We start from the raw sequence: 12,404 nt of genomic DNA on the forward strand, positions 1-12,404 counted from the left end.
TCCGGGCGCCGTAGCTGCTGGCTTGCACCGGTTGGCACAAACGCTGCAAGCCCTTGTTCAAACCCACCGTCAATACAGCAGTGGGTCGCCCCCTCGGTCAACGACGATCGAATGGCCAACAGGTCGTGGGCTACATCGGTGGATCGGGCATAGACGTCCGGTTTCAACACCGCAAAAGAACAGGCAAAGACGCCTGGAACCGCAAGGTTTCAGGCGTTTTTTTTTGCTTTTTGAACCGTGATTGGCCGTGCAAAGGGTGCTTCTTATGAATTCCAATGTTGCCGCGTTGAACAAATTGCAAACGCTGATCGTGATCGGCAATGGCATGGTCGGACATCATTGTGTCGAACAACTGATCGAGCGCGGGGCGCTGGACCACTACCGCCTGCACGTCTTCAGCGAAGAACCGATGCGGGCCTACGACCGCGTGCATCTGTCGGAGTATTTCACCGGCCGCGATGCCGAGTCGCTGGCGCTATCGGATGCGTCGCTGTACCAGACGCCCGGGGTCACTTTGCATCTGGGTGTGCCGGTGCTGGAAATCGACCGCGCCCGTTGCGAGGTGATAACCGCCCAAGGCTGCGTGGCTTATGACAAGTTGATCCTGGCCACTGGCTCCTATCCGTTTGTGCCGCCGATTGAGGGTGCCGAGGGCGATTCGCGGCTGGTGTATCGCACCCTGGAAGACCTCGACGCGATTCGTGCTGCTGCGGCCAACGCCCGGCGCGGTGTGGTGGTCGGCGGTGGCTTGCTTGGTCTTGAAGCTGCCAATGCGCTGAAAAGCCTGGGGCTGGAAGCGCATGTCGTCGAATTCGCCCCGCGCCTGATGCCGGTGCAACTGGACGACTTCGGCGGTTTGGCGCTCAAGGCGCAGATCGAACGCCTGGGCGTGGGTGTGCATTTGTCCCGCGCCACCCAGTCGATCAGCGCGGGCGCGGATTACCGCTACCGCATGAATTTTGCCAATGACGAATTCCTTGAAACCGACCTGATCGTGTTCTCCGCCGGTATCCGTGCCCAAGATGCGTTGGCTCGCCAATGTGCCTTGGACATCGGTCCGCGCGGTGGCGTGGTGATCAACGACGAATGCCTGAGCAGCGACCCGAACATCTACGCCATCGGCGAATGCGCGGCGTGGAATGGCAGCCTGTTTGGCCTGGTCGCGCCGGGTTACCAGATGGCCCGTGGGGTGGCCGCACAGGTGTGCAACCAGACTGCCGAGCCGTTCCTGGGCGCGGACATGTCGACCAAGCTCAAACTGCTGGGCGTGGACGTCGGCTCCATCGGCGATGCCCACGCCCACACGCCGGGCGCGCGCAGCTATCAGTTCATCGACGAAGCCACTGCCAGCTACCGGCGTCTGGTGGTTAATCCGACCGGCAAATATGTGTTGGGTGCGGTGCTGGTGGGTGACAACAGCTATTACGACACGCTGCTGCAATACATGCAGAACGCGATTGCCTTGCCGGCGGAACCGGCCAGCCTGATCCTGCCGTCGTCCGAAGGCGCACCGACCCTCGGCCCCGGCGCGTTGCCCGAGTCGGCCACGGTGTGCTCGTGCCACAACGTCACCAAAGGCGCGATCTGCTCAGCCATCGACGGCGGCTGCACCGACCTCGGCCTGCTCAAGTCGCAGACCAAGGCCTGCACCGGTTGCGGCGGTTGCGCCGGGTTGCTCAAGCAAGTCTTCGAGCATGAGTTGATCGCCCGTGGCGTCAGCGTCGACAAGAGCCTGTGCGAACACTTCGCCTACACCCGTCAGGAACTCTATGCGCTGGTGCGAGTGGAAGGGGTGATTACCTTCGAAGAACTGCTGGCCAAACATGGCCGTGGCCACACCGGTTGCGACGTGTGCAAACCGGCGGTGGGCTCGATCCTCGCCTCGTGCTGGAACCAGCCGATCATGGACCCGTCGCTGGTGCCGTTGCAGGACACCAACGACACTTTCATGGCCAACATGCAAAAGAACGGCACGTACTCCGTGGTGCCGCGCATCCCCGGTGGCGAAATCACCGCCGACAAACTGATCGCGATTGGCGTGGTGGCGAAGAAATACGACCTCTACACCAAAATCACCGGCGGCCAGCGCATCGACCTGTTTGGCGCGCAGTTGCATGAGTTGCCGGACATCTGGAGCGAGCTGATCGAGGCCGGTTTCGAAACCGGGCACGCCTACGGCAAATCCACGCGCACGGTGAAGTCTTGCGTCGGCAGCACCTGGTGCCGTTATGGCGTGCAGGACAGCGTGAAAATGGCCTTGCTTATCGAGGACCGCTACAAGGGACTGCGCTCGCCGCACAAACTCAAATTCGCCGTGTCCGGTTGCACCCGCGAATGCGCCGAAGCCCAGAGCAAAGACGTCGGCGTGATCGCCACCGAGAAGGGCTGGAACCTCTACATCGCCGGCAACGGCGGCATGCGCCCGCGACATGCCGAGCTGTTCGCCACCGACCTCGATGATGAAACCCTGATCCGCTACATCGACCGCTTCCTGATGTTCTACATCCGCACCGCCGACAAATTGCAGCGCACTTCGGTGTGGCGCGAAAGCCTGGAGGGTGGCCTCGACTTCCTCAAAGACGTGATCATCAGCGACAGCCTCGGGCTCGGTGCAGAGCTTGAAGCGCAGATGCAACTGGTGGTCGATCGCTACGAATGCGAATGGGCCAACGCCCTCAAGGATCCGGAAAAACTCAAGCGCTTCCGCACCTTCGTCAACGACAAACGCCCGGACCCGGACATCCACTTTGTCCAGGAACGCGGCCAACGGCGCCCGATCATGGCCGCCGAACTCAACCTGATCCCGGTCACCGAGGAGATTGCCTGATGAGCCTTCCCAATACCCAACGCGTTACCGTTCCGGAAAACGCCGAAGCCTGGCAGACCGTGTGCGGGCAACAGGATTTGGTCGATAACTCTGGCGGGGTCGTGTGGCTTGATGGCGCGCAAGTGGCGCTATTCTACCTGCCGGATGCCGAGGGCCAGACCCTGTTCGCCATCGACAACCACGACCCGCAATCCGGGGCGAACGTGATCGGTCGCGGGTTGGTCGGCAACATCAAGGGCGATCTGGTGGTGGCGTCGCCGATCTACAAGCAGCATTTTCGGCTGGAGGACGGGAGTTGCCTGGAGTATCCGCAGCAGCGGTTGCGGGTGTGGCCGGTCAGGCTCAATGGCGGGGCGGTGGAAGTGGGAACGTTGATAACTCGCTAGCGCGCAAAACCTGTGGGAGCGGGCTTGCTCGCGAAGGCGGTGTGTCAGTCACCATCAATGTTGACTGTGAAACTGCTTTCGCGAGCAAGCCCGCTCCCACACTGTTTGTGTTTGGCTTGAATGCCTGGTGCTATCAAATCGAGCGCTGATTAACCCGTTGGGTCAGCGCTTCAGCCGATTCCTTGCGCTCCGAATAGCGGTCAACCAGATCCGGGCGATCGCGAAGCAGCAGGGTGAATTTCACCAGTTCCTCCATCACGTCCACCACCCGGTCATAGAGCGCCGAGGGCTTCATGCGGTTGTCCTCGTCGAACTCCAGAAAGGCCTTCGGCACGGATGATTGATTGGGGATGGTGAACATCCGCATCCAGCGCCCCAGCACGCGCAGTTGATTGACCACGTTGAAGGATTGCGAGCCGCCGCATACCTGCATCACCGCCAGGGTCTTGCCTTGGGTTGGGCGCACGGCGCCGATGGCCAGTGGCACCCAGTCTATTTGCGCCTTGAACACGGCGGACATCGAACCGTGCCGCTCCGGCGAGCACCAGACCTGGCCCTCCGACCATTGCATCAGTTCCAGCAGCTCCCGGACTTTCGGGTGATCGTTCGGCGCGTCGTCCGGCAGCGGCAAACCTGAGGGATTGAAAATCCGTGTCTCGGCACCGAAGTGCTCAAGCAAACGGGCCGCTTCTTCGACCATCAGGCGACTGAAGGAGCGGGCGCGGGTCGAGCCGTACAACAGCAGGATTCGTGGTTTGTGCTGATCGTCATGGTCACGAGGCTGGATCAATGACGCGTCGAGGTTGGGCAGTGGATGAGGCATGGACGGCTCCGGTTACAGCGTGCTGATGCGGTCGAGTTCCCGCTTCAAGGCATCGCGATCAAGTTCGGCGAAGGGCAGGGCGAGAAAGGCCCGGCAGCGGGTTTCGATACGCGCGAGGGTCGCGTGGAAAGCGGTGGAGATCGTGGCCTCGTCACCCGTCACTTCCGACGGATCTTCCAGCCCCCAATGGGCCTTCAATGCCGGACCGAAGTACACCGGGCAGGCTTCACCGGCGGCCTTGTCGCAGACGGTGATGACGATGTCCGGCGGGTTGGCCTCGAAGGCGTCGTTGCCTTTGCTGCTCAGGCCATCGGTGGCGATCCCGGCTTCTTGCAACGTGATCAGGCTGCGGGGCAACACCTGGCCCTTGGGGAAACTGCCGGCGCTGACCGCCTCGAAACCCGACGGCGCCAGGTGATTGAACATCGCTTCGGAAAGGATGCTGCGGCAGCTGTTGGCCGTGCACATGAATAGGACTCGCATGAAAACTCCGTTGGGTCAGGTCAGCAGCACGCTGCGGTGTTGAGGGGGCGGTCGTTCATCTGCTTGAGCCGTGCGCTGTTTTCTTCAAGCCAGTCGGCATTGGCGTGCAGCGTGGTTTCAAGAACAGCGCGCACCCAGGCGGGCAGTTCCGGGTTGAGCCGGTAATACACCCATTGCCCCTGGCGTCGATCAAGCAACAAACCGCAAGACCGGAGCTGGGCCAGATGACGGGAGATCTTTGGCTGACTGTCATCCAGCGCACAGACCAACTCGCAAACGCATAACTCGCCCTCGCGGGTGATCAGCAGCGTGGCCCGGGCGCGGGTTTCGTCGGAGAGGCATTTGTAGATGGCTGGAGGACTGAGCATGGGGGAGGTCGTTGATATGTGAATATTCGAATATACGGATATCCATATATATTCAGCAAGCCTGCTCTCACATCAGGTGACCAGTGAACGCCGAATCTCTACCCAATCCCAATCCCCTGTGGGAGCGGGCTTGCCCGCGAAGAGGCCGGCACATTCAGAATAAATGCAGACTGACCCACCGCCTTCGCGAGCAAGCCCGCTCCCACAGGGGATCTGTGTCGGCGCAAAAATGTTGCGAACAACACTGAACAAAAATGTGGGAGCGGGCTTGCTCGCGAAGGCGGTGGGTCAGTCCCCATCAACGTTGAATGTGAAACTGCCTTCGCGAGCAAGCCCGTTCCCACAAGGAGTCCTTAACTGATCGGCATCAGCGCAGGCTGAGCGTCCTGATGTAGGCACAAAACATATCCGCCATCCCGTCCGAGTAAACCGCGATCTCTTCATGGCTACGCGGACTTCCCGAGAAGGACTTCCCCACCGAACTGAGCGTCGTGGAGATCAAATCACACGCCAGCGCGCGAGTTTCGCCTGAGGCCTCAGGCAACGCCTCAAGCATGAAATCCTGAAAAATCTGCTGCCCCGCCGCACGAACCTCATGAGCTTCCGGCGCGTCACGATAGAGCGGCGCGGCATCACTGAGCGCCACCCGCATCTGCGCCTCCTCGCACTCTGAACATATGAACGCATGCACCAACACGCGCAGCCGCTCCAGCGGCGGCTTGCCCGCATCCTCCAGAATCCCGCGCAGCATTTGCGTGGTCTGTTGCCACTCATCACTCTGCAGCCGGAACAGGATGGCGGCCTTGTTGGGGAAATATTGGTACACCGAGCCGATGCTGACACCGGCTTTTTCCGCCACGCGGGCAGTGGTGAAACGCGCAGCGCCTTCCTTGGCCAAAACCTGAGTAGCCGCTTGCAGAATGGCCGCCACCAACTCGGTCGAGCGGGCCTGCTGGGGCTGTTTGCGTGAGGAAATCTGCGAGGTCTGGCGGGGTGTCATAAAGGCTCCGGGCCTCGGGGCTAATGCGAATAGCGAATGTGACGAATGGCTCGCATAATTTTAATGCGACGGATTAGTCGCATCTTAGCCCCGGCGCCTCCAGGCGCTCAACCTACAAACGGAAAGCACCCATGACCACCATCACCTCGGCCCCTGTGGCACCGCTGATTGAACGCCTGTACGCCCAAGCCAATGCCGCCACCAGCCCGGTTTTCAGCGACTTTTCCAATGAAGAACGCGACCGCCTCATGCACAGCAAGACCGACTACCTTGAACTCTACGGCCTGCTCAAAGACGCGTGGCTGCCGGTATCCCGCGACACCGGCAAATTGCTGTACACCCTGGCGCGCAGCTCGAAGGCGCGAGCCATCGTCGAATTCGGCACCTCGTTCGGCCTTTCAACCTTGCACCTGGCCGCCGCACTGCGGGACAACGGCGGCGGCGTGCTGATCAGCAGTGAGTTCGAACCGTCCAAGATCACCGTGGCGCGCCAACACCTGATCGAAGGCGGGGTCAGCAATCTGGTGGAAATCCGCGAGGGCGATGCACTCGTCACCCTGGCAACCGATCTGCCCGAGGCCATCGATTTGCTGCTGCTCGATGGCGCCAAAGCGCTCTATGGCGACGTCTTGAGTTTGGTGGAAAGTCGTCTCCGGCCCGGCGCCCTGGTGGTGGCCGATAACTCCGATTACTGCCCTGAATACCTGGCCTACGTGCGCTCGCCAGCAAATGGATACCTGTCGGTGCCTTTTGGTGAAGACGTGGAGTTGTCGGTGCGATTGCGGTAACTCAGTCACAGTTATGTGTTTTTGGTATCAGTGCTATCCGATTAGCACTGTTTATCAATCAATAGTCGAAAGGTAAGTTGCTTCTCTGCACGTTCAGCCGAGAGCAATCCATGCCCCAGCACACTATCCGCAAATGCATACCTGCCCTGGCAAAGGCGGGCTCCCTGTGTTTCGCGCTGAGCACCAGTGCGGTCGTCGATGCGGACGATCGCAGTCCACTGGTCATCAAGGATCAGGGCAGCCTGATTGCCGGCGGCAGGCTGGCCACCCAGCCGGGTGTTTTTGATCCCTACGCGCCGATGAAACCCGATGGGCAGACCTATCACGGCGACCATGTCTACGCGTTCTACCAGGTCCCGGTAGAAGCGCGCCCGCTTCCGATCGTCATGTGGCATGGCGCCGGGCAGTCTGCGAAGTCGTGGGAAACCACGGCCGATGGGCGTGAAGGGTTCCAGAACATCTTCCTGCGTCGCGGTTTCTCCACCTATCTGATCGACCAGCCGCGCCGTGGCGATGCGGGACGCAGCCTGGTTGAAACCACGCTCAAACCGGTGGCGGACGAACAGATGTGGTTCAACCAGTTCCGCATCGGCCTGTGGCCCGACGCCTTCGAAGGCAGCCAGTTTCCACGTGGGCCGCAGGCGCTGGAGCAGTTCTTTCGTTCGATGACGCCCAACACCGGCCCTTACGATATCGAGGTCGTCTCCGATGGCGTCTCGGCGCTGCTGGAAAAGACCGGCCCGGCCATCCTGTTCACTCACTCGCAGGGTGGCGGGCCGGGTTGGCTGACGGCGATCAAGAGTCCCAATGTGCGGGCTATCGTGGCATTCGAGCCGGGTAGCAATTTTGTTTTTCCGGAAGGGGAGGCGCCGGCACCGATCCCTAGCGCGTTCGACACGCTCTCGGCGCAGGTCGTGTCGAAGGTGCAGTTCGCAGCGCTGACTCGCATCCCCATCGTGATCTTCTATGGCGACAACATCCCCGACAAACCGGTGCGTTTGCCTGCGCAGGACAGCTGGCGCGCACGCCTTGAGATGGCGCGCCTGTGGCGCGACACCGTGAACCGGCATGGCGGTGACGTCAGGCTGATTCACCTGCCGGAGATCGGGATCAAGGGCAATTCTCACTTTCCTTTCTCGGACCTCAACAACGTCGAGATCGCCGATCTGGTGTCGACGTTTCTCGCAGAGAAGCAACTGGATTGAACACGTGCACGGCGATGGCCGACATGCACGCCGAAACAGGAATCGACAGGAATATCCCTATGACGCGAACCACGATAAAAGCCACCGTTCTGGCCGCCATGATCGGGCTCTCTGCCGCCGAGATTGAAGCCGCTGACTACAAGCAGAATCCCTTCACATTGACCTACGGCGGTGCGCTGGTGAAGAACGAGCCGGGCAAGGTCAACCTCCACTCGGTCACATACAAACTTAACGGCCTGGACATTGCTGCCAACGTTTACACCCCCGCGAACTATGACGCGGCGAAGAAATATCCCACCATCGTCGTGGCGCATCCCAATGGCGGGGTGAAAGAGCAGGTGGCCGGACTGTATGCCCAGCGTCTGGCCGGTCAGGGCTACATTGCGATCACGGCAGATGCCGCGTATCAGGGAGCCAGCGGCGGTCAGCCGCGCAATGTGGACAAGCCCGCCAACCGCATCGAAGACATCCATGGCATGGCCGACTTCATCGCCCGTTATCCCGGCGTTGATGCTGCACGTCTTGGCTTGCTCGGTATTTGCGGTGGCGGCGGTTACTCATTGAAGGCGGCGCAGACCGACAAGCGCTTCCAGTCGATTGCAACCTTGAGCATGTTCAATTCCGGCCTGGTACGCCGTAATGGCTACCGGGATTCGCAAGTGTCCACAATCCAGCAACGCTTGCAGCAAGCTTCGGCCGCCCGGGCCCAGGAATCGGCAGGTGGGGAGGTTCTCTATACCGGGGATGCCACGCTGACTGACGAGCAGATCGCCAAGTTGCCGTTTGATCTGTACCGGCAGGGTTTTGAGTATTACGGAAAAACCCATGCCCACCCCAACTCGACCTTCAGGTACACCTTGAGCAGTTTGCTGGACCTGATGAGTTTCGATGCCACCGATCAAATCGAACTGATCGATAAGCCGTTGCTGATGCTCGCGGGCAGCAAGGCTGACAGCCTGTACATGTCAGAGCAGGCGTTTGCCAAGGCCACCGGCACGCAGGATAAAAAGCTGTTCTTGATCGAGGGCGCGACTCATATCGAAACCTATTGGGTGCCTCGTTATGTGGACGTCGCAATGGATCAGTTGACCGCGTTTTACGCCCGCACGCTGTGAATCGAAGGAGAAGTCATCATGAACAAAACCCTTTTGGGCATCGCGATATGCGCCGCGACGCCGTTCGCTGGCGCCGCACAGGCAGACAATGCCAGTGAGTCGCAGGTCGCCCAGCAGATTCGTCGTGCCGGCACACAGGCTTCGGCGACGGGTCCAGCGGAACATTTCTCCGGAAAGGTCCGTGTCGATCCCTTGTTTCCCGCCAGCGGTGAAATCAATGCGTCGGGTGCCTACGTCACGTTCGAACCGGGGGTTCGCTCGGCTTGGCACACCCACCCGGCGGGACAGCGATTGGTGGTCATTTCCGGTGTGGGCCTGACTCAGGAGTGGGGCAAACCGGTGCAGGAAATCCGCCCGGGCGACGTCATCGTCTGCCCGCCGGGTGTCAAACACTGGCATGGCGCTGCACCAACGAGCGCCATGACTCATCTTGCCGTGACCGGCGTGGTGGATGGCAAGAGCGTGCAGTGGCTGGAGAAAGTCACCGATGAGCCGGCGTCGCTGGCAACACCCGCCGAACAGTCCACCTCCGGTGAGCTGACCGCCAGGCAGCGAGCCATTCCAGCGATTGCAGCAGCCATGGCCACGAGCAATATGCCGAGACTCGGCACGGCGTTGAACCAGGGGCTGGATGCCGGCCTGACCGTCAGCGAGGCGAAGGAAGTGCTGGTGCAACTTTATGCCTACACCGGTTTTCCACGCAGCCTCAACGCCCTCGGCGAATTGATGAAGGTGGTGCAAGCGCGTCAACAGCGCGGCATTCAGGACAATCCGGGGCGCGAGCCCGGTCGGGTCATTCCAACCGGAGGTGAGCTGCTGGCAGTGGGCAAGGCCAATCAGACGCGGATTTCCGGTGCGCCGGTCCAGGGACCGCTGTTCGACTTCGCCCCAGTCATCAACCAGTACTTGCAGGCGCATTTGTTCGGCGACATCTTCGAGCGCGACAACCTCGACTGGCAAAGTCGCGAGCTGGCCACGGTCGCCGCGTTAGCCGCTACACCTGGCGTGGAGCCGCAACTGCGATCGCACATGGCCGCCAGCATGAGGGTGGGGCTGAGCGCTGCGCAATTGCGTCAACTGAGTCAGGTGCTGGCCGATCAAGGCGATGCTGATGCGGCCAAGCGTGCCGGCGAGGCGCTGGATCAACAGCTGGCTGGAACAGCCGTGCAGCCATGAGTCACGCCATAAGCGAATAGATCGATCAGTTGGAATAGCGCAGGGCTTCGCGCAACAAGGTGAAGGCGGGCGAACTCTGGCGACGGCTTGGATAGTAGAGGTGGTAGCCGGAAAACGGCTCGCACCAATCCGCGAGCACGCGAATCAACCGACCCTGTGCGACATGCTCCTGCACCAGGTCTTCCGGCATATACGCCAGCCCCAACCCCTGCAGGGCGGCCTCCAGGCGCATGGCAATATTGTTGAACACCAATTGGCCTTCGACGCGCACTTTCAGTTCCTGCCCGTTTTTCTCGAACTCCCAAAGAAAGAGGCCGCCGTAAGTCGGCATGCGCAAGGTGATGCAGTTTTGCTGCGTCAGGTCACCCGGCACTTTTGGCTTTGGATAGCGGGTGAAATACGCCGGGGAGCCGACAACAGCCATCCGCATATCGGCGCCGATACGCATCGCGATCATGTCCTTGGCGACTTGCTCACCCAGCCGAACCCCGGCGTCGAAGCCTTCTGCCACGATGTCGGTCAGGCCGTAGTCGACGATGATCTCGATCTTGAGATCGGGATTGTCGGGCAGCAGTTTGGCGAGCACAGGTTGCAGGACCGTGATCGCGGAATGTTCACCGGCCGTGATACGCAATTTGCCTGCCGGTTTGTCGCGGAATTCGCTGAGCAAGGCCAGCTCGGTGTCGATTTCCTCGAACCGGGGGGCGATCACGCGCAGCAGATGCTCGCCTGCTTCGGTGGGGGACACACTGCGAGTGGTGCGAGCAAGTAGCCTCACGCCCAACCGCTCCTCCAACTGACGCATGGCCCGGCTCAAGGCCGGCTGTGACATGCCCAGCCTGGCAGCGGCACGGGTGAAACTGCGCTCTTGGGCCACAGCCGTGAAGATTGCGAGCTGGTCGTAACTTTCAACGGTCATTTATACGCGCCTGTTATGAACGGTTTGCGATTATGCCATTTGAGCGACGCATCGTCCGGCCAAGGTACGCTGCTTGACCCTTGGTCGCCTCCCCACCAATCACGCCTTTTAGGGTCTCTACTTGTAACTAGACCCTTTAGGTCCACGTGGAGCGCGCAATGAGCATCGAACCGGCGGCACCTGAAACGAAAGGCGTTACGGTGACGTTGCTGGCAACGATTGACCTCGGTCCCGAGATCGAAGGCATGGCAGGGCGCCAACTCAGAATGCGCAGGGTGACCATCGAGCCCGGAGGTGTCTTCGGGCCGGTGCACAACCACATCGACAGGCCGGGTACCGTCTACATCCTGCAAGGGACAATCACGGACCATCGCAATGGCGTCGCCACGGATTACGGACCGGGCGTGGGCTGGCCCGAGGATCGCAACACCACCCACTGGCTCGAAAACAGAGGCTCGGAAACGGCGGTAGAGATCTCGGTGGATATCGTCAGGCAAGCCTGAACGCCGGGCGTTCCTGACCATTCGTTCAATCGATAGTCATCATCAAAAAATGCGAGTTCTGTTTTTTCCTCAACGGAGGAGGATAGCGACATACCGATCTCGCTTCTGAAGGAATCTGCGCGATGAGAATCTCAACTGTCTTGGCCCTTGTCGCCGTCCTCACCGGCGGTTTCGCTGCCACCGCCCCGGCCTATGCGGCCGATCCACAGGCCTGCCATTTCCTGCCGATGGGGGACAGCAGCGCCGAGTTGAAGCATTCCCAGTCGGTGGGTGTGCTCTACAGCGAAAACACCGTCAACACCCTCGAATACCTTGAGAACTACCACACTGTTGCGGTGAACGGCGGCAAGAACCCGGCGCTCGATTCGCGCATCAGCAACGCCTTCATCAAAAGCTCCGATCCGAAACTGGCGATCAACTGGTTGATGGGTTCGTTGCAGAAAGAATTCGCTTCGGTGACCGTCTACGACAACCTCGATGCGTTGGTGCAAGCGAAGCCGGACGTGGTGGTGATGCTCGACACCTACAGCCGTCTGGTGAGCAAGCGCAACAACCAGGTTGAAGCGCGTTTCCTCGCCAAGTTCTACGACTCGAACCTGCAATACATCGGCCAGGCCGAAGGCGCCCGTGAACAGCAAATGCCTTCGGTGTGGGTTCGCGGTAAAGCGGCGCCGGAGATTGCGGCGCAAATCGACCAGCAGACCGAGTTGCAAGTGAATGCGTTGAAGCAGTTTGATGCGTCCTTGAAGGCGCTGGTGAAGTCGGGGAATGCGGCACGGATGGCGACTAACTGAGGAGGAGGTTTCATGAC

General features: G+C 60.5%; 13 protein-coding genes. 8 read left to right on the forward strand and 5 right to left on the reverse strand.

Going from position 1 to position 12,404, the window contains the following annotated elements; all coding sequences use genetic code 11:
- Positions 1-265: 265 nt before the first annotated feature.
- Positions 266-2,827, forward strand: coding sequence for a nitrite reductase large subunit NirB (nirB, locus tag ACIQY3_RS08085; RefSeq protein ID WP_403018406.1), 2,562 nt, complete (start codon positions 266-268; stop codon positions 2,825-2,827).
- Positions 2,827-3,213, forward strand: a complete 387-nt coding sequence (gene nirD / locus ACIQY3_RS08090) for a nitrite reductase small subunit NirD (protein WP_403018408.1) — start codon at positions 2,827-2,829, stop codon at positions 3,211-3,213. The genes nirB and nirD overlap by 1 nt, the downstream gene beginning before the upstream one ends.
- A 133-nt stretch (positions 3,214-3,346) precedes the next feature.
- On the opposite strand, the gene arsH is transcribed toward nirD, so the two are convergent.
- The 4 genes from arsH to ACIQY3_RS08110 all read right to left on the reverse strand — a co-directional run bounded on the left by arsH (position 3,347) and on the right by ACIQY3_RS08110 (position 5,887).
- Positions 3,347-4,036 carry an arsenical resistance protein ArsH gene (arsH, locus tag ACIQY3_RS08095; protein ID WP_403018409.1) on the reverse strand — a complete coding sequence of 230 codons (690 nt, stop codon included), beginning with the start codon at positions 4,034-4,036 and terminating at the stop codon, positions 3,347-3,349.
- Positions 4,037-4,048: 12 nt separating this feature from the next.
- Positions 4,049-4,519, reverse strand: coding sequence for an arsenate reductase ArsC (locus tag ACIQY3_RS08100; protein WP_403018411.1), 471 nt, complete (start codon positions 4,517-4,519; stop codon positions 4,049-4,051).
- A gap of 20 nt (positions 4,520-4,539) precedes the next feature.
- Complete coding sequence (locus ACIQY3_RS08105) at positions 4,540-4,887, reverse strand: metalloregulator ArsR/SmtB family transcription factor (protein WP_123515291.1); 348 nt, start codon at positions 4,885-4,887, stop codon at positions 4,540-4,542.
- Between the two features lie 367 nt (positions 4,888-5,254).
- Positions 5,255-5,887: a TetR family transcriptional regulator gene (locus ACIQY3_RS08110; protein WP_403018412.1), complete on the reverse strand. Its 633-nt coding sequence runs from the start codon at positions 5,885-5,887 to the stop codon at positions 5,255-5,257.
- Positions 5,888-6,018: 131 nt separating this feature from the next.
- On the opposite strand from ACIQY3_RS08110, the gene ACIQY3_RS08115 reads away from it, so the two are divergent.
- From ACIQY3_RS08115 to ACIQY3_RS08130, 4 genes are all read left to right on the forward strand, one after another.
- Entirely contained in the window at positions 6,019-6,675 is a 657-nt protein-coding gene (locus ACIQY3_RS08115) for an O-methyltransferase (protein ID WP_403018413.1), read from the forward strand.
- 110 nt (positions 6,676-6,785) lie between these two features.
- On the forward strand, positions 6,786-7,880 hold the full coding sequence (locus tag ACIQY3_RS08120; protein ID WP_403018414.1) for an alpha/beta fold hydrolase: 1,095 nt from the start codon (positions 6,786-6,788) through the stop codon (positions 7,878-7,880).
- A gap of 59 nt (positions 7,881-7,939) precedes the next feature.
- Complete coding sequence (locus ACIQY3_RS08125) at positions 7,940-8,995, forward strand: alpha/beta hydrolase (RefSeq protein WP_403018415.1); 1,056 nt, start codon at positions 7,940-7,942, stop codon at positions 8,993-8,995.
- An 18-nt stretch (positions 8,996-9,013) separates the two neighbouring features.
- A complete protein-coding gene (locus ACIQY3_RS08130; RefSeq protein WP_403018418.1) occupies positions 9,014-10,171 on the forward strand; it encodes a cupin domain-containing carboxymuconolactone decarboxylase family protein in 1,158 nt (385 codons plus the stop codon).
- 25 nt (positions 10,172-10,196) lie between these two features.
- Here the strand turns inward: ACIQY3_RS08130 and ACIQY3_RS08135 are convergent, their stop codons facing one another.
- The gene (locus ACIQY3_RS08135) at positions 10,197-11,090 is read right to left on the reverse strand and encodes a LysR family transcriptional regulator (RefSeq protein WP_403018420.1); all 894 of its coding nucleotides are present in this window, start codon (positions 11,088-11,090) and stop codon (positions 10,197-10,199) included.
- A 158-nt stretch (positions 11,091-11,248) separates the two neighbouring features.
- On the opposite strand from ACIQY3_RS08135, the gene ACIQY3_RS08140 reads away from it, so the two are divergent.
- Together ACIQY3_RS08140 and ACIQY3_RS08145 are read left to right on the forward strand one after the other, a co-directional pair.
- Positions 11,249-11,593 (forward strand): cupin domain-containing protein, encoded by a 345-nt coding sequence (locus ACIQY3_RS08140; protein ID WP_403018421.1) that lies wholly within the window; start codon positions 11,249-11,251, stop codon positions 11,591-11,593.
- 122 nt (positions 11,594-11,715) lie between these two features.
- Entirely contained in the window at positions 11,716-12,387 is a 672-nt protein-coding gene (locus tag ACIQY3_RS08145) for an ATPase (RefSeq protein WP_403018424.1), read from the forward strand.
- Positions 12,388-12,404: the final 17 nt, after the last annotated feature.

Origin of the sequence: Pseudomonas sp. NPDC096950 (assembly GCF_044762525.1) — a bacterium.
Lineage (GTDB): Bacteria > Pseudomonadota > Gammaproteobacteria > Pseudomonadales > Pseudomonadaceae > Aquipseudomonas.